Source organism: Paenibacillus baimaensis (assembly GCF_025567575.1).
In genome coordinates this window covers 493,686-511,172 of sequence record NZ_JAOQIO010000124.1, presented here as the reverse complement: position 1 = coordinate 511,172, position 17,487 = coordinate 493,686, and the positions used below count along the sequence as shown (strand labels likewise).

Annotated in this window: 16 protein-coding genes; 9 read left to right on the top strand and 7 right to left on the bottom strand. The window is 43.7% G+C overall.

Annotated elements, in window-relative coordinates; genetic code table 11:
- Positions 1–122 precede the first annotated feature (122 nt).
- Both OB236_RS38805 and OB236_RS38800 read left to right on the top strand, forming a co-directional pair.
- Positions 123–2,759 (top strand): sensor histidine kinase, encoded by a 2,637-nt coding sequence (locus OB236_RS38805; protein WP_262688800.1) that lies wholly within the window; start codon positions 123–125, stop codon positions 2,757–2,759.
- Positions 2,756–3,481, top strand: coding sequence for a response regulator transcription factor (locus tag OB236_RS38800; RefSeq protein ID WP_262688799.1), 726 nt, complete (start codon positions 2,756–2,758; stop codon positions 3,479–3,481). Before OB236_RS38805 ends, OB236_RS38800 begins: the two co-directional genes overlap by 4 nt.
- An 87-nt stretch (positions 3,482–3,568) precedes the next feature.
- Here OB236_RS38800 and OB236_RS38795 read toward each other — a convergent pair whose 3' ends face one another.
- Positions 3,569–5,056, bottom strand: coding sequence for an S-layer homology domain-containing protein (locus OB236_RS38795; RefSeq protein WP_262688798.1), 1,488 nt, complete (start codon positions 5,054–5,056; stop codon positions 3,569–3,571).
- A 243-nt stretch (positions 5,057–5,299) separates the two neighbouring features.
- On the bottom strand, positions 5,300–5,728 hold the full coding sequence (locus tag OB236_RS38790; RefSeq protein WP_076230251.1) for a VOC family protein: 429 nt from the start codon (positions 5,726–5,728) through the stop codon (positions 5,300–5,302).
- Between the two features lie 146 nt (positions 5,729–5,874).
- Between OB236_RS38790 and OB236_RS38785 the strand changes: the two genes are divergently transcribed.
- From OB236_RS38785 to def, 3 genes are read left to right on the top strand one after another with little or no spacing between them, the layout of a single operon-like run.
- Entirely contained in the window at positions 5,875–6,570 is a 696-nt protein-coding gene (locus tag OB236_RS38785; protein WP_262688797.1) for a DUF7002 family protein, read from the top strand.
- Positions 6,571–6,607: 37 nt separating this feature from the next.
- On the top strand, positions 6,608–6,808 hold the full coding sequence (locus OB236_RS38780; RefSeq protein WP_076230253.1) for a helix-turn-helix domain-containing protein: 201 nt from the start codon (positions 6,608–6,610) through the stop codon (positions 6,806–6,808).
- 26 nt (positions 6,809–6,834) lie between these two features.
- Complete coding sequence (gene def, locus OB236_RS38775; RefSeq protein WP_262688796.1) at positions 6,835–7,362, top strand: peptide deformylase; 528 nt, start codon at positions 6,835–6,837, stop codon at positions 7,360–7,362.
- Here def and OB236_RS38770 read toward each other — a convergent pair.
- The 3 genes from OB236_RS38770 to OB236_RS38760 form a co-directional block, all read right to left on the bottom strand.
- Positions 7,348–8,121, bottom strand: a complete 774-nt coding sequence (locus tag OB236_RS38770; protein WP_262688795.1) for an AraC family transcriptional regulator — start codon at positions 8,119–8,121, stop codon at positions 7,348–7,350. The two genes, def and OB236_RS38770, sit on opposite strands and share 15 nt — an antisense overlap.
- A 19-nt stretch (positions 8,122–8,140) precedes the next feature.
- Entirely contained in the window at positions 8,141–8,722 is a 582-nt protein-coding gene (locus tag OB236_RS38765) for a LysE family translocator (RefSeq protein WP_262688794.1), read from the bottom strand.
- 319 nt (positions 8,723–9,041) lie between these two features.
- A complete protein-coding gene (locus OB236_RS38760; RefSeq protein ID WP_262688793.1) occupies positions 9,042–9,434 on the bottom strand; it encodes a winged helix-turn-helix transcriptional regulator in 393 nt (130 codons plus the stop codon).
- Between the two features lie 115 nt (positions 9,435–9,549).
- On the opposite strand from OB236_RS38760, the gene OB236_RS38755 reads away from it, so the two are divergent.
- Positions 9,550–10,563 (top strand): zinc-dependent alcohol dehydrogenase family protein, encoded by a 1,014-nt coding sequence (locus tag OB236_RS38755; protein WP_262688792.1) that lies wholly within the window; start codon positions 9,550–9,552, stop codon positions 10,561–10,563.
- Positions 10,564–10,731: 168 nt separating this feature from the next.
- Here the strand turns inward: OB236_RS38755 and OB236_RS38750 are convergent, their stop codons facing one another.
- Positions 10,732–11,010: a zinc ribbon domain-containing protein gene (locus tag OB236_RS38750; protein ID WP_262688791.1), complete on the bottom strand. Its 279-nt coding sequence runs from the start codon at positions 11,008–11,010 to the stop codon at positions 10,732–10,734.
- Between the two features lie 414 nt (positions 11,011–11,424).
- Between OB236_RS38750 and OB236_RS38745 the strand changes: the two genes are divergently transcribed.
- Positions 11,425–12,333: a helix-turn-helix transcriptional regulator gene (locus tag OB236_RS38745; protein ID WP_262688790.1), complete on the top strand. Its 909-nt coding sequence runs from the start codon at positions 11,425–11,427 to the stop codon at positions 12,331–12,333.
- Positions 12,334–12,377: 44 nt separating this feature from the next.
- Here the strand turns inward: OB236_RS38745 and OB236_RS38740 are convergent, their stop codons facing one another.
- Positions 12,378–12,530 carry a hypothetical protein gene (locus OB236_RS38740; RefSeq protein ID WP_262688789.1) on the bottom strand — a complete coding sequence of 51 codons (153 nt, stop codon included), beginning with the start codon at positions 12,528–12,530 and terminating at the stop codon, positions 12,378–12,380.
- A gap of 260 nt (positions 12,531–12,790) precedes the next feature.
- Between OB236_RS38740 and OB236_RS38735 the strand changes: the two genes are divergently transcribed.
- Positions 12,791–15,916: a hybrid sensor histidine kinase/response regulator gene (locus tag OB236_RS38735; protein ID WP_262688788.1), complete on the top strand. Its 3,126-nt coding sequence runs from the start codon at positions 12,791–12,793 to the stop codon at positions 15,914–15,916.
- Between the two features lie 35 nt (positions 15,917–15,951).
- Entirely contained in the window at positions 15,952–16,698 is a 747-nt protein-coding gene (locus OB236_RS38730) for a GNAT family N-acetyltransferase (protein WP_262688787.1), read from the top strand.
- The last annotated feature ends 789 nt before the right edge of the window (positions 16,699–17,487 follow it).

Below are 17,487 nucleotides of genomic sequence, written 5' to 3'. Positions count from 1 at the left end.
GTTTCAGTCCTTTTGGCGTGTTTGGGAGCTCATTACAGCTCTGTCTACACAGCACTACATATGATAAAATAAAGGGTAAAGTGATCAAGCTGGCCATGATGTCGGACAGGAAGGACTTACACATGAAGCATCTGCCATTACGTGTACATTTGACAAGAGCATTCACGATTATCGCCTTGATTCCGATTCTGATTCTGGGCAGCATTCAGATCGTTCAGATCAATCAAATTAAAGATGATTATAAACGTACCCAGATGCATACGACACAACGGCTTGCCGATGCTGTCGAAGCTTATATTTATTACCGTCAAAATGCAATAGAGACTTTGGGTGCGACGATCAGCGCTTCCCGTACTTCATTTCGCGATCGGGCTGGAATTACACCCAAAATCCAATCACTTCAAGCTAGCCTCCCCGGATTAATCAATGTGGTTACTGCAGATCGTACAGGTATCGTAACCGCCGCTTATCCGGAAACTAATCCCGTAGGTGAGCCACTTGTAGGTGCAAGTCTTAGTCAGAATGGCTACTATGACGAGATGCTTAAATCTCAATCCACGGTTATTACTGCCTTGTTCCGCGGGTTGCAAAGTGGTGGGTCACCAGATATCGTCATTGCTGCTCCTATATTTAACGAGGATCGGCAGTATGACGGATTTGTAGCGGCTACTCTCGATTTAAAGCAGCTGGAGCTGCTGGTGACCAAATATGATTATGGGAAAAATACGTATCCTGTAGTGCTGGACCGCCTGAATCAAGTCATTTACCATCCGGACCGTCAACTAACAGCCACAATGAATGATTTAAGCTCAGAAGCAGTCGTTCAGGCAGCAGGAGAGAACCCCGAGGGACTGGGCAGATACATGTCTACCTTGAAGCAGCAAGAGGAGCTTGTCACCTATACAACGATCAGCGGGCTTGGCTGGAAGGTGTGGGTCGGACGATCTTATCAGACGGTCAATGAGACGTTGTTTAACTCTCTATTATTAACCTTTACGCTGCTGCTGCTTGCGATTGGCTTGACGATAGCGCTTGGCTTCTTTCTCGCCAAAGGGCTGAATAATACGATTCGTCTACTTGTAAGCTACACGCAAAAGCTTGCTGATGGCAGCTACAAGGAAAGGCCGGAATCCACATCCATGCGTGGAGTTCCATACGAATTGAATGTATTGGCCAGCCGTTTTTTTCAAATGGCTCAGCAGGTGAACGAGAATCAGCAGGCGCTGCTCAGACTCAATGCGGAGCTTGAGAATCGGGTGGAGGAACGCACACAAAGCCTTTCTCGTAAAAACAAAGAGCTGGAAATCGTCAATACACTCATTACGCCTATAAGTCCTATTCAAGAAACACCGGAGCTTATTGAAGGAAGTATGGGTCAACTGCGAATGCTGTTGAATACGGACGTCCGGCTGCATCCTTCGTATGGGGAGGATACGCGCCCTCTGGGACTTTTTAGCAGGAAAAGAACAATCGTTGATGGAGGTAAGCGTTCGCTCTCCCATGAATTAAAAGCCATGCCAACCTATATCGTTCCTGTACGTTCAGGTGCTATCGAGCTGGCCCAACTGGCTGTTTCACAGGGGACTGAGGATGGAGCTATCACGGAGCAGGATCGCCATTTTCTTCATACGTTTGCGAACTCTGTCGCCATTATGCTGCAGAATGATCTACTGCTCAAAAGTGTTCAGCATGAGCATGCTACGCTGCAGGCTGTTCTGGAGAGTATGACAGATGCGATTGTACTGATCGATATGCAAAAACAGGTCGTATATGGAAATCGCCAAATGAGTGAAATGTTCGGGATTCCGACACCTGATTTGCTGCAAATGAGCGAAGAGGTTATGTTTGAGACGATCAGCGTCCGAAGCCCTGATTCTCGCGAGGCCTTCTCATCATTGATAGCTCAGCAGGTTGCTGCGATTAAATTCAAACTCACAGCAAGCTCTGGAAAAGAACGTTTTATGACTGTCTCATCTTTTCATGTGCTTAATCAGGATCATGTCTATGGCCGAGGTTACGTGTGGCGCGATATTACGAAGGAGCATGAGGTCGATTCATTGAAAAATGATTTAATATCGCTGGCGTCCCATGAATTTAAAACCCCGATAACCGGTATCAAAGGAAGTGTTGAAACGCTGCTCCGTACCGATGCCGATTGGGAAGAAAGCTTTAAGCAGGAGCTTCTTGAAGGGATTCACGAGGATATTGGGCGTATTCAGCAATTGATAGAGGATTGGCTGGACATTTCCAAGATTGAAGCTGGTGCGATGAGGGTCAATCGAGAGCCGACCCGTATTCAATCTATAGTCAGGAACGCCATCAAACGATTACCGAACGCGGACGAGCATTGGCTTGAGATCGATGCTTCTTTGGAGGACCGCCTGCCACTTGTTTATGCGGATAAGACCCGTCTGGAACAGGTTTTTGTCAACTTGTTTACGAATGCCATCCGATATAATGACAGACAGCCTCTCGTTCGGGTATCAGCTGAGAGTGATGATACTTATGTGCATATCCGGGTTACAGATAACGGTACGGGCATTCATGCCGACCATCTGGAGCACATATTCGACCGCTTCTATCGGGTAGATCTGTCCTCAAGCCGCCGTACAAGCGGAACAGGGCTTGGGCTAGCGATCTGTAAAGGCATTATGGATTCCCATGGCGGCCAGCTTCGCGTAGAAAGTATAGAAGGTGAAGGCAGTACGTTTATCGTTTCAATACCCCAATATAATCCGAAAGAAGATGATACGCTGTGAAGAAACAAAAAATCCTCATTGTGGATGACGAGGCCAAAATATTGCGTTTCATCTCCGCTAATCTGAAGTCATTGGGCTATGAAACGATGACCTGTCTGAGCGGACTGGAGGCCATGGACAAGATCGATGAGATGGACCCAGATCTGATTCTTCTCGATATTATGATGCCAGGGATGGATGGGTTGGAGGTACTGCGCAGATTGCGCAGCTACTCGGACGTCCCTGTGATCATGCTGACAGCCCGCAGCAACTCGGATGATAAGGTACAAGGTTTGAATATAGGGGCAGATGATTATTTGACCAAACCCTTTTCGCTCGACGAGCTGTTTGCCCGTGTGAATGCCGTGCTGCGTCGCACCGACGGACGGGCCCTACAAACGGCAAACGCCAGTGAAATGAAACATGGTTCCATTACTGTTAACATGGCGCAGCGACGAATAAGACATCGGGAAACCGAGATCAAGCTGACGAATACCGAATATAAATTGTTCGTGCTGCTGCTGCAAAATGTGGATAAAGTGATGACACATGAGCAACTGTTAAGTGAGGTATGGGGCAGTGAATATCGCGATGATGTCGAGTATTTACGGGTAACGATCGCACGGATTCGTCAGAAATTGAAGCACGCCAACACAGGGAGTCATTTGATAGTAAACTATCCCGGAGTCGGTTACATGATTCCTACGGAAAAAGAAACTACGGCGAATCAACCGGCACATTAGGAACAAGTAAAAAGGAAGACATCACACCCGCTGTAACGGGAGGTGTCTTCCTTTTGTGTATGTGATGGTCTTCTGGGAGAGATGCTATTACTGAACGCCTGTTAAGGTAACAGCTTGTGAATCAGCCCAACTGTTAACAGCGGCAACCGAATAAGTGACTCCGGAAATGAGCTTGCCGTTATTTTGAATATCAAATACACCTACCGCGCCTTGGCGGGATGTAAACTTATATTGTGCGGTTAGCTTGGTGCCGTCCGGTGCGGTTAATGTCACACTGCGGCCTGCGAACAGCTCATCCTGAGGATCTGCGGTCAAAGTCACGTTGATGCTCGTAGCGGAAACAGCTTCTGCTTTTTGTATCGCAAGCGGGGATATGCTCTTGGCAGTCAGCGTCTGTCCGCCAAAAGTCGCCCATGGTGCAGATAGGGTATAGACCGAACCCGATTTCAAGGTTTCACCATTTGCAAGACGAAACTTCGGCTCCTGCTTACCGTCTGTCGATTGGGTGAAAGGAACATAAGTTGCCGTCATGCTGGCTCCTGCTTGGTCTGTTAGTGTAACTTGCTTAAGTCTCATGGATGGAATGATCGTAAGCGGTTTTCCGTTATAGGTATTGTTATCGTCTACGGTGAAATCCAGCCCGTTACGTTTGCCGCTGTACAGTGCAATGATGTACTGGTAGTCGGTAACACCATCAGCGAGGTAGGATTGCAGCTCAATCGTATCAGCCGCTACCTGCTCTACCGCTTTAAACGGAATTTTGATATCACTACCGATAAACGAACCCGACTTTTGACCTTTATAGGCTACTGTGTAGTTGGTACCTGCTTTTTGAGGTGAGGTCGGTACGATATAGGTTGCTTTGGCCCCAGTTTTGAGCTGCGGAATGTTTTCGAGCATCAAACCGTCCGAAAACACAAAATTTTGCTTCGCTTTCTCTACATCCGTATTTTCAGCAGTCAGAGGAGCTGAGAATGTGATTTGTACAGCAACTGCATTCAGTACCTTCACCTGGGTGATTTGCGGGATAGCCGCTTGCTGTACGGCATAAAATAACTGTGCTGTTTCTGCACGGGTAGCAGCTTTACCTGCTGTATATGAGCTGCCGAATAGAATCTGCACAGCTGCCTTATCCTGCTTCAATAGTGCTGCTGCGGTCTCCACCAGCTGCTCGTGGCTTACCGTAGCGCCTGGCTGAAACCGATCGTTATCGGCTTTCATTATGCCCGCATTGACCAAGGCATTAATATAGCTGAAAGACCAATCGGATTGTTGTACATCCTGAAAGCTGAGCTTTTTGTCCGTATTCAGATTGACATACATCGATAGAGCAGCGATCTTAGCCAGCTCGCCTCGGGTAACGTTCTGATTAGGTTTGAATTCCGTGTCGGAATATCCTGACAGCACATTTTGTTTAGCTAACTCTTGAATCGCCAACTTGGATGCGGCTGTGTTTTCGATATCGATAAATTTATCTGCTGCAAGCACCTGCAGTACATTCAGGGGTGCTATGGCTGCAAAACCTACCGCTGTTGTAATCGTTAAGGTTGCTAACAAAGAGTTCCGTTTTACCATGAAGATCAATCTCCTTTTGTGTTATATTCTACTGCCTGACTTGCTGTAGGAAGTGTTCATAGGTATACAATAGCCTAGAGGTCATAACATTCGAATAAAAAGCAGCAGCCTCCGCATAACAAAACCATAACAAAGCTCCTTCACGAAGCTTTTCGTTATGTTGACAAGCAAAAAGGATACAGAATCTTTTCACAATAAGAAAAGTTCCATATCCTGATTTCGCACAGCATTATGCTAAAATTATTACATATTCATTTCTCCACTATCGTAGTTCAATTGCCATCCAATTCCGAACTTATCTGTAAGCTGGCCGTAGCATTTGCTCCAAAATGTTTCTTGCAGCTCCATCCCTACAGTACCGCCTTCTTTGAGCTTATGAAAAATTGACTTTATGGCATCAATGTCCTTAATGACTAGGGCAAGGCTGATGTTGTTTCCTACTATAAAGTTCATGTCAGGAAAGGTATCTGAAAACATGACATTGCTTCCATAAATGTTAAGTCGTGCGTGCATGACCAAATGCTTCACTTGCTCTGGAACCGTATAATCCGGGTTGGGCGGCGCTTCTCCGAAGGTCATAATATGCGGTTTATCTGTTCCAAAAACCTCTGCATAATATTCTACAGCTTCACGACAGTTTCCATTGAAATTAAAATAAACATCAATCGACATGTGCTTCACTCCCTAGTTTGAATTGGACATCAGTGCGTTGTTAAATGCCTATTGTCATTGTATCATTACACACTATGATTTCAAATATACGCAACTTCCTGTTAGAAACCATGCTTAGATCCTCATAGACGAGAAGGAGCAGGACCATGAAAACGGCTGTAATAGCGGCAATAACAAAAGCAAAAGGCAGGAAGTCCCTGTATCATTTTACAAGAGCGAGTAATTTATCGGCTATTGCCCATTTGGATGCGTTACTATCCAGTACTCGTATCAATCCCGAATTCGAAGGTGAGCGTCGATTACTGGCGAAAAATGTGAGCTATGGTGATTTTTTAATTACCATCAATGCTCATCTGAAGATTGTTGACAGTATGATCGATGCGGCAACTACACAGGAGCAATTTCGGGCTTGTCTGGATCGGCATGTGTTTTTTTGGCCTACCTTAAGGGATTGTCAGAAAATGGTGGATACCTACGCGCGGAGAGAGCCGGATGAAAAATTTGCTGTGCTTGAATTCGATGCGCAGTCCTTATTGTTGGAGCATTATGCCGCAGTGAAGCTGTCCAAGTATGATTCGGGGAGCTCTCCGCGGTTTCCGGCTCATTGTTCCTACAAGAAAAGCCCGGATATGTTTTTACCTTTGGAACACTTCAATACTGTAATCAGCAGTTTAGTACCTGTAAAAGCATCCGAAATACGGGAGGTGCTCGTCGAAGATCAGGTAATGGACGTGTCCAAACATTTGCGAGCGGTTTATCTCGATAATCGGGAACAGTTGCCTGATTACTGGCAGTGTCTGATGAAGCCTCTGGCGGATCTGAAAGTCACGAATGGTAGATGATTTATAGCCTTTTTATGGTTGAAAATGGTTTGAGATTATGATAAATTCAGGTACGGCATTAGCCCGTTTGTTAAAGGAGAAAGCAGGGTACGATTTATCCGCTCCTTCCATTAGCGCCCTGCTTAACGACCAACCTAAACAAATGAAGGCAGACACCTTGGACGCGCTATGTACAGCTTTGGAGTGTACGCCCAGCGATCTTTGGGTACATACTCCAACATCTATGAAAGGCGCTTAGTATAGGAGGAAGATTGGAGGCAAATCATGGCAGAAAGATCAATTGTCCTTTTTGGTGATTCAATTTTAAGAAAGGCAGCCAAACCGGTAGATGAAATAAATCCGAAAATCTTAAAACTTCTGGATGACATGGTGGATACCCTCTACGCGGCTGATGGCAGGGCAGGACTGGCTGCGCCACAAGTAGGAATTCTTCGAAGAGTAATTGTCATGGATTGTGGGGAAGGATTAATTGAGCTGATCAATCCTGAGATTATTGAATCCGCGGATGAGCAAATAGGTCCGGAGGCTTGCCTGTCATTTCCAGGATATACGGGAATCGTGAAGCGGGCCAAATCTGTTAAAGTCACAAGCCTGAATCGATACGGAGAACGGTTTACTTTAGAAGCCGAGGATTATTTGGCTCGCTGCATCCAGCATGAGGTCGATCATTTGAATGGCCTACTATTTATTGACCACGTTCAGGATTTTTATCTATATCAGGATGACACCCGGAAGCGCATCAGTCTTCTTGAAGTCCAGAAAATGATAAGATCAACTTCAATTGAGCTGTGACTTGTATTCAAAAGCGGTTATTCCGAACACACTTTTAAAATGCCTGTTCAGATGAGTCAGATCGACAAATCCGCATTCCGCCACGGCCGAATAAATATCCTTATTTTTCTCTATGGACTGCTTCGCATGCTCTACCTTGCAATTCAAAAAAAACTGATAAGGCGATATGCCGGTATGATGCTTAAACTCTCGGATAAATTGGTATTTGGACATATCAAACTCTTGAGAGAGGTCGTCAAGCTTCAGCACATTTTCTATATTGTCGAACATCATTTCCTTCGCTTTTTTGACGAATTCATTATTTTTTCTATAGGCTGTATCTATGTTTGTATTAGAAATAAGATCAACTAATGTTAACAGTAGCTCGCTGCACAGTAATTCTTCTTTACCGTTCTGGATGGCATGGCTTAGGGTGATAATACATCGCGCTAAATTGGCATTGTAGACGATAGGGGAGGAGAAACGCAATTCTTTTTTCCCAAGTATCTCTAATAATAGGGCAGGCTTGATATAGAGCATGACATAATCAAGCTCTGCCCTATCATATGAGCTGCCATCATGCGATTGCTCGGGATTAAACAGCATAACACCATTTTTATGGGATAACTGAAAGCTGCCGTCCAAGTTATATTGCTGGATTCCGCGTAAAGTCACACCAAGTGCATATTCCTCGTGGCAATGCTTTTTATATGTAAACTCAGTGATGCTTGCCGATAAGGCCAGGATATCTGCTGATTTCTTATAGTTGAATTTCTCCACGCCCTTCACCTCCCAATCTCTATAGGATGCCCGATACCATAATTGCAGAGTAAACTAAAAAAAGCGCCATCAGGGTGTTTATCAATTTGTAATGATGAATTAAAAATCTTTTGAAAACTGCACCAAAAACAACCCAAGTGGTAAATGCAAAAAATCCGATGACGGTGATGACCATAACAAACAGGAACGATGCCAGCGATGAGGTGTAATAGGGCATAATATAGCTGGGTATTACGGTTAGCGTAAACAAAACAACTTTAGGATTTACAAATTGCATCAGCAAGCCTGAGAGAAAATTGGCGGTTTGTTTAGGTTTGGATTCCGTTGAATCCATCTTGAAGATTTGATAAGCGAGATAGAGCATATATAAACTGCCTATGATCTGCATGATGCCTACAATATTCGGAATGATCCCCACTAACATACGGTTTAGCACCACAGAAGAAGCGAGCATCATACCAAAGGCAACTGTGGCCCCGCCTACATACTCCATTGCTTTTTTTGCGCCAAAATGATGCACGGAATGTAAAATGACCATATTGGCCGGCCCAGGTGTAAATGTCGCAACAACACAATAGATGAAAAAGGACGTTATATTCATAATGCCTCCTGTACAAGTAGTCACATGAATATACACCTAATCACTATAATGCTTATAGTATATTATTGCAGAAGACTTAACCGCTATTGTAGCAAAGAATTAACGGAATCGACATGGGTTATTATGGGTAGGTGCCATTAATTCGGAGTTTCTTGGCATTTGTAGAACGGGAACGGGGCGCATAACTAATATCAAATACTTATCATTGTCTTCGACTTTAATCCGGCATGACGATGTCCCGAATTGTGAGACATAGTCATGCTTTTTATTTGTTACTGAGAAGCTCGCCTAATCATCGCACAAAGCGAATCCCTATAGCTTATTCCTGGCTATAAGATTGATCATATGCCGCTCTGGCATTTTCGACTAGCGAATAATGATCTCTCGTCCATTGTTTCAGCTCTCTCATAGGTTGAAGCAAAGTTTCACCAAGCGAAGTAAGTGAATATGCGACGATTGGAGGGATAGACGGAGTAATATCGCGTTGGACCAACCCATCCCGTTCCAGCTGCCGAAGTGTTTGGGTCAGCATTTTTTTGGATATGCCTTCGATTCGTCTCCTCATTTCACCGTAACGAATTGTACCGTCTTCCAAAGAGTAGATGACTAGCGCTGTCCATTTATTGGAAATGATTTCAAGTACTTTACTATATCCGCAAACAGATATCGATATATCAGGTTGTATGGGTTTAATCGAACTTGATGATGTCATTTCATGCCCCCCCTGTGCACCTTTTTGTTCCCAGGACACATTAAAGTGCCTACTTACATTATTTTAGTTCATGTATTAATGTATGTCTATACCATTCGCTAAAGGGGAGATTTCCATGAAAGCTTACGAAATTCAAAGTGGATTTGGGCTCGATCAACTAAAGGTAGCTGAACGTTCAATGCCGATTCCTGGTCCTCATGAAGTACTCATCAAAATGCGGGCAGTCTCACTTAACTCCAGAGATCTGGGTGTCATTGACGGGTTTTATAACCCCAATTTAATGCTGCCTTTCATTCCGACATCTGACGGTGTTGGAGAAGTTGTCGCCTTGGGAGAGCAAGTAACCAGGTTCAACACAGGTGACCGAGTCTGCGGCATTTTTACTCAAAGCTGGATATCCGGAGAACCTACACAAGACAATTGGGTAAGTACGCTGGGAAGCCCGTTGGGCGGGCTGCTCGCGGAATATATCGTGCTTCCCGCGAAAGGCTTGGTTCGTGTACCGGATCATTTGACGGATGAAGAATCAGCGGCACTCCCTTGTGCAGGTGTTACGGCTTGGCATGCTGTAGTGGAGGAAGGCACAATAAAAGCCGGTGAAACAGTTGTCGTGCAAGGGACAGGCGGCGTTTCCTTGTTCGCGCTTCAATTTGCCAAGCTTCACGGAGCGACTGTGATTGTAACATCAAGCAGCGACGATAAATTGGAGCGAGCGAAGGGACTCGGTGCGGATTATGGAATCAATTACAGACAATCACCTGAATGGGATAAGGTCGTTCTTGAACTGACGAATGGTCGTGGAGCGGATCATATCGTCGATCTTGGCGGCTCTGCTACCTTGAACCGGTCCATCTCAGCGCTGCGGGTGGGAGGACAAATCAGTATGGTTGGTGTTCTATCGGGATACCGTGTCGAAGGATTTGATATCATCCCCGCTATTCTAAGGAAAGCAAGACTCCAAGCGATCAATGTCGGTAGTCGCGACATGTTTGAGACGATGAATCGGGCAATTGATCAGAGTAAGCTTCGACCGATCATTGACATTGTTTTTCCATTCGAGCAGGCTGTTGATGCTCTGCATTACTTGGGTAAAGGTAAGCATTTTGGGAAAATCTGCATCAAATTCTAATTTGAAAACAATCTATTTAAAAGCACAATTCATCAAAGACTGGTATAACAAAAAAACGGCAGAGATGCCGTTTTTTCAAAGGATGGAGCGTTATGGGTTTGAAATATTGCACGACTTCCATGATCAAGTAGGTTGGACCCAGACACCAACATACCAACATACCAACTATTATTGCACAGGGGCCCAGCGTTTTAATGTTGGGAACAACACTTTCATTTGTGCTTTGGCTTCACTCTCAGTCATTCCTGAGTTTGCTGACACCATGTGGGGCACACAAAATTCGATCATCTCATCCATAGTGGAATCTGCCGTGAATTCGCCATTTGCAAAGCAATACTTACAATAATCAGGATTGGTACTGCCATCCGCATTTGTACCCTGAATATCATTGGTTTCACCCAGCGGTGCTGCGCAGCTTTGACACGATTTAATCATATTTGTTTCCAATTGTTATCACTCCTGTTTGTTTGATACTTGCTAGCTTAGTATACGACTCTTAATTCGACAGCAGTATGTCATATTTTAAAACTTTTAAAGATTTTGCAGCTGTAAATTTTGAATAGGAAGTTTTTATAATATGACCCTACGTTGTCATATTAGGGGTTGTATAGTAAGAAAGTAATTACGCATTCATATGAGGAGCGAAAACAATTGGAAAACTTGAAATCCAATGTGATCATCATTACAGGAGCATCCAGCGGAATAGGAGAAGCTTACCAAGAGAGCACAATAGCTTTATGGATCGTCCCCTGCATGTTTGATATAGGGAGGGCGATCTTTTTCCATTTTCCTCAAAACTTGACCCTGGTTTGGTTTATAATGTCATATTAAGATGTATACTATTACATTGAGGTGGTACATATGCCGATAAGTCGACATTTCGAAATTATTTATTTACTCCTGCATAAGAAGACTTTGACAGCAGCCGAGTTGGCCGAACATTTCGAAGTCTCCGCCAGAACCATTTTTAGAGATATTGATACCTTAAGCGCGGCCGGAATTCCAATCTACAGCAGCAGAGGAAAAGGCGGCGGAATTTCTTTAATGGACAGGTACGTATTAAATACGTCTTTGTTGTCTGAGCATGAGCAAAATGATATTTTAATGGCTCTTCAGAGCTTAAGCGCTGTAAAACTCCCTGAAACAAACGACGTGCTGGAGAAGCTTAGCACATTATTTAAGAAGGATATGAATAACTGGATTGAGGTGGATTTCTCCCCATGGGGAAGTCAGGACAGCCAGAGACAGATATTCCCACTCTTGCGTCAAGCGATAATCGCCCATCATCTGATCAAGTTTCATTACTATAACACAGCGGGTGAACAGAGTAAGCGGAGTGTTGAACCCGTCAGGCTGCTGTTTAAGAGTAAATCGTGGTATTTGGAGGGGTACTGCCGTAATAGTGAGAGCTCCCGTGTATTTAAGATCAGTCGCATGAAGGAGATCGTTGTTACTGAGGTCGTTTGCGATCCAAGACCGGTAGTGCCGTTTACAGATGCAGAAGACAACATTATGCGTAACTCTATCGAGGTGACTTTGCGGATTTCTGCACAAGGTGCTTACCGAATCTTCGATGAATTTGCAGAGCAGACGATTACCCATAATGAAGATGGTACTTATAGTATCACGGTATATTTTCCAGAGGGTAACTGGCTGGACAGTTATCTGTTGTCGTTTGGTGTCCTTCTTGAAGACGTCAGTCCCGTACATTTACGTAAAAGAATGATGGACCAATTAGATGCGATCAGGAGTAAATTGAGCAGAGATTGAGCTGTGAAAAAGATGCATAAGACATTTCCAACCATCGATGTAGATCACTCATTTTTATGCTTGATTAATTTTTTCTTGACAAACTTATTCATTATGGAACCAGCGAGGGATTTTAAAACAAATACAGCAACTAGACCTGCACCAATTAATAAATAGGTTTCTTTGATAACGGTAATCCATCGATAAATAGTTTCCAAATTGTATGCTCCTAATCTGATATGGGATTTTAAAGTATTACCCAACGATTAGGTGATTTAATCAATCACAGATTTATTATCTATTATGGTGGTTACAACCTGTAACTGTCCTACTATGGGTTTTCCTTTTACCAAGGATATGCTAGACTCGAAATATCTACATCAAAATAATACCCTCGGTGCTTTAAACAATCCATCCACTACCATCGATTAATCCCTAATAAAGCTTTTATTGAAAATTATCGAAGAATGAGGCGTTCATGACAACTTCGAAGAACGAAATCAAGCTAAGCCATGTTATTTATTTATTAGTGTTCATTCTCTTGCTGGTTGTAGTGCGTTGGAATTGGCATAATCAGCTGTCGTTACCCAATCCTCCATCTGTGAAGCAAGGCGTGTTGGATTTGCGAGGCCTAGAACTTGATCATTCACGTATCTTCCCGATGGATGGGGAGTGGCTGTTTTATCCTGGACAATGGGTAGGTGCATCCAATATTGCAGGGGCTTCGCAAGGACAGATGTTGCAGGTACCAGGCAACTGGAATGCTGTATTTGATCCTGCAAACAAAGAGGCATATGGATACGGAACCTATTATGTGCGTATATTGCTTGATCGTCCATTGATCGAGCCGCTTGGTATTTGGTTTCAATCGATTTATACAGCCTCAGAAGTAGAGATTAATGGGGAGGTGCTTGCCCATTTCGGTGTACTTGCCGAAGGGAGGGAGGGACATGTTTCCGAAACCAAATCCTTTTTGGTACCCTTTGCGCAGACGAATCAAATGGAGCTGAATCTGTTCGTACGGGCTGCTAATCATGAGTCACCTCTAAAAGGTGGCATCATTAAATCTGTACAATTTGGGACGCAAAAAGAGGTCAACCAAAAATACTTGGTTTCCACGGGTTTGCAGCTTACCGTATGCGTGATTTTTCTACTTCATGCGTTATATGCACTGATAATCTATCTGATGAATGTCCGTAAAACAGAGTTTCTCGTGTTTTTCCTGATGATGGTGGCATCAGCCATGACGGTTGCCGTGTATCACAATGGGCTTCTATTCCAGTGGGTTGAAGCAGACTTTGCATGGAGGGTGAAGTTGAAAGCCTTTGCTTTCATGTGGTTCGCCTTTTTCGTCTTGCTGATGGGAAGAAGTTTTATTGGCAATCAACGTAAGGGTGTGGCTTTTTATAGTTATGTGCTTGTGCTTATTGCTTATAATCTTTTTATTGTAATCGGTTCGGCAGAAATGGTACTTTACTCACTCGAGAAAGAGCACTACATGATGCTGTATTACATTCCACTATTCTGGACGGCGTACTATTTTATACGAATGGTGTTGAATAAAGAAGTCGGTGCTTTATACCTGTTATTTTCGGTGATAAGTATCATCAATAATATTTTGTGGGGGACAGTGTATTATGCGGGAGCGGCGCAGTTCATGTTTTATCCCATAGATTTGATTGCTGCGATTACAAGCTTCTCTGCTTATTGGTTTAAAAGATATTTTCATAATTCAGATGAAGTTTTATTGCTCAATACTCAATTAGCTGAGGCTAACCGCTTGAAGGATCGTTTTCTAGCTAATACGTCACATGAACTGCGTACGCCACTGCACGGCATTATGAACATTTCTCAAAGTGTACTGACCCGAAAAAAGGATATGCTGGATGAACAAAGTCAACGTGATATGGAACTGCTCATTATGATTAGCAACCGGATGTCGCATACGCTTAATGACCTACTTGATGTCGTGAGATTGCAGGATAAGAGGATTACGCTGCGCAGGTCGGCTGTGCAAGTGCAGTCCTTGGCAGCTGGTGTATTCGATATGCTGCGGTTTTTGACCGATGGTACAAAGGTGCAGCTTCGCCTGAACATCAAGGAGGATTTGCCCTTCGTATATGCAGATGAAGAACGTTTGGTGCAGATTCTGATTAATTTAGTACATAATGCAATTAAGCATACACAGGAAGGCAGCGTTGAACTGGCAGCCGTGCAAGACAACGGGCAAGTATGGATACATGTGAGGGATACGGGAGCAGGTATGGATGAGGCCATGCAAAAGCGTGCATTTATGCCCTATGAGCAGGGGGCTTTTGGCGGAGGTGGTATTGGACTGGGACTTAGTATTTGCAAGGATCTGGTCGAACTGCACGGTAGTGAGCTCGTAGTGGTATCGCAACCGGGCAAAGGCAGCGTGTTCAGCTTCCAATTACCTATGCTGGATGAGAGGCGGCAGTCATTTATACCTGATCGTACAGAGCAGGAGATGGACTCGCTGACATTGGTCAGGGCACAGATAACAGCCGAAGCCGCTGCTATGGTGGCAGCCAGTTATGAAATAAAAGAAGTTCATCCTATCTCGATACCACAGGGTGGTTCTGATCGATTTCGAGTGCTGGCAGTCGATGATGATCCCGTCAATCTGAAGGTACTCATCCAGATCTTATCAACGGAAGATTACTATATAGAAACCGCGTATTCTGCACGTGAAGCGTTGGACAAGCTGCACCACGAACAGTGGGATCTGATCATCGCCGACGTCATGATGCCGGGTACATCGGGGTATGAATTGACGCGCTTGATTCGTGAGCGGTTCTCACTGTTTGAACTGCCTATTATACTGCTAACAGCTCGTGGTGAATCGGAGGATATATATGCAGGCTTCCTTGCCGGAGCGAACGATTATGTCACCAAACCTGCGGATGCTGTGGAATTGAAGTATCGCGCCTGGTCGCTCTCCTCATTGAAGCAAGCCGTCAATGAACGGCTGCGCATAGAGGCTGCTTATTTGCAAGCGCAAATCCACCCGCATTTTCTCTTTAATACGTTGAATTCGATTATGGCTCTAAGTGAAATTGATACAGAAAAGATGCGAGAACTTACAGAGGCATTCACAGCTTACCTGCGTATCAGTTTTGACTTTTTGACCGCAGGCAAGCTGGTACCGCTGGCTCGGGAGCTTCATCTGGTGGAGAACTATGTATATATCGAGCAGCAGCGTTTCGAGGAACGTCTACAGGTGGAATGGGAAGTGAACGTAGATATGGAAGTGCTGATTCCACCGCTTACGATTCAGCCGCTGGTGGAGAATGCGGTTCGACATGGTATTTTAAAGCTGTCTAAGGGTGGGACGGTACGGATTCGGATTGAGAGGCAAGCAGAGGCTGTCCGTTTTTCTGTCATAGATACGGGGATTGGCATGGATGACGAACAGATTAGCAAGCTGTTACGTCCAGCCGGTAAAGAATATCGGGGTATCGGGCTGTTTAATACGCATAGCCGATTAACACAATTGTATGGACAAGGTTTGCAAATTCAGAGCAAGTCTGGTGAGGGAACAACGGTGTCTTTTATTATACCTGATTCCATTCGGCAGAAATGAGGCAAGCGTTTAATTGAATAAGGAAGAGGTACACGATGAACTACATAGAAATCACGAAACAAAATATTGATCGAGAGCACATTTGCTGTGCACTGGGGGCCAAGCAGTATGAACAGGCCGTACTCGAAAAAAAGCAGTGGCTTAGCGCACGGATGGATGATGGGTTAACATTCTATCGTCTGAATGGGCGCGCAAAAGTATTTATTGAGTATCTTCCTGCTGAAAAAGCGTGGGTACCAATCGTGGCTCCTAACTACATGTTTGTCAATTGTCTATGGGTTTCTGGGAGATATAAGAACCAAGGACACGGAAAACAATTGTTGGAAAAATGTAAGAAAGACGCAATGGCGCTTGGGATGGATGGCATAGTACATATTGTTGGTAAGAAAAAGCTTCCCTACCTAAGCGACAAGAACTACTTCGAATACATGGGTTTTGAAGTAGTAGATAAATCTGAGCCTTACTTTGAGCTAATGGCTCTGAAATGGAGCAATTCAGCCCCTACACCAGCATTTAACATCTCATATGTATCTGATGCAGAGGATATCCATATCTACTACACAGCTCAATGTCCTTTTGCAGTCGGAGTATTGGAGGAACTAAGGGAGGTTGCGAGTAATCGAGGATTCGCATTCCACACTCACCGTATCCAATCTAGAGAAGAAGCTCAAAAGGCTCCAACTGCTTGGACAACCTTTAGTTTGTTTTATAATGGGAGATTTGTCACACACGAAATATTAAGTCCCAATAAGTTTGAGAAGCTACTGAATGATTTGAAGTAGAGCTTCCTAAACCGAGCATTGTTTGGATAATAGTAAAAACTATCTTATGATGTTACTTGCAGGAACACCAAGTTTAATAATGGATTCGTAGTACCATCTTCACGATCATTAGATATAATAATTAGAGGTGCAAAGCCTTCTTTAAACAAAGATATAGCCGCAAGAGAACGTTCTTGGCCACCTCCCGTTAAAACTATAATGGCATCAGACTCTATTGGTTTATCATTAACAATTAGAAATTGCCCTGAAAAATATTTATATACAACTTTAGAGGAATTCTGTTAAGGATAGGGTCATAAAGGCGAATTTCTATTCAATTTGAATAAGAATTCGCCTTTTTTATGCTTTGCTTTATTTTCGCTCCTTCAATAGCGTCAATATGCCACATCATACATACGAGTTGCAATTCATTTTGGCAATAGTCCAGTTTATTCGCTAATTCATCTGATGTTGCTGTGGACGGAAATTTATCCTTCATGTTTTCATCGATCTGGTACACTATTTTTCTAACTGTCTAGACTTCTCCATCCATATCTCTTTTTCAAGCGAGCACATTCATTGAAATAAGGAAATAAACATCATATATGGGATCTCATTCCCAAAATGTGTTAATATAAACTGTATAGTGAATCAGGTTCAAAATTTCGAACATGACAATTCGTCGCTAACGGCATCCCAATTAAAAATTCTTAAGGACAATTTTTGTAGTAGCTTTTTCATAATATTGTTTCAAATTGTACTTGGTACCTCAACATGATCTTCAAGTAATCTTGTATAGCAAGACATTAT